This window comes from Neisseria sp. P0021.S007, from assembly GCF_051956855.1.
In genome coordinates this window covers 1-489 of sequence record NZ_JBQCXA010001388.1, presented here as the reverse complement: position 1 = coordinate 489, position 489 = coordinate 1, and the positions used below count along the sequence as shown (strand labels likewise).

Annotated in this window: 1 protein-coding gene; it reads left to right on the top strand. The window is 48.7% G+C overall.

From position 1 onward, the window contains the following. The first annotated feature begins 102 nt into the window (after window positions 1–102). Window positions 103–354 (top strand): hypothetical protein, encoded by a 252-nt coding sequence (locus ACTHUR_RS19320; protein ID WP_107812485.1) that lies wholly within the window; start codon window positions 103–105, stop codon window positions 352–354. The last annotated feature ends 135 nt before the right edge of the window (window positions 355–489 follow it).

Here is a 489-nt window from a genome sequence, read left to right as displayed (position 1 = left end):
CGGTGTGTGGTAACGGTAACGTCCACGCCTGACTAACTGCAGGAGAGAGCACCGCCCCCTTATTTGGGCTTCTCAAATCTCAAACAGTTAGGAGCATTTCAAATGCAATCTTCAAATTCTATCCAAATCCAAGACGTTCAATCCCCATCAGAACAAGGCTTTTGCGCCGTCGTCCACGAACCGACTGCGTATTTAGCCGATATTGACGTTCATTCATGTACCGCCCGCCGTTTGGGTATCTATCCATCACACGCCGCCGCCGTTGCCGCCTGTCGGTCGTTTATTGCTTCACTTTCAGACGACCTAAAAGCATGGGCTGCTTACAGCGTAACGACAGCCGAACAAATCCGCTAAATCCCTGAAAAACACCCGCCTTTATGCCGCCCGTTTTGGACGGCATAAGGCAAACTTCGCCCTAGTGTTTTCATAAGTATTTGATTTTTCGATATTTGATATTTTTGGTGCGCTGGGCATGGAGGACATGAAAAC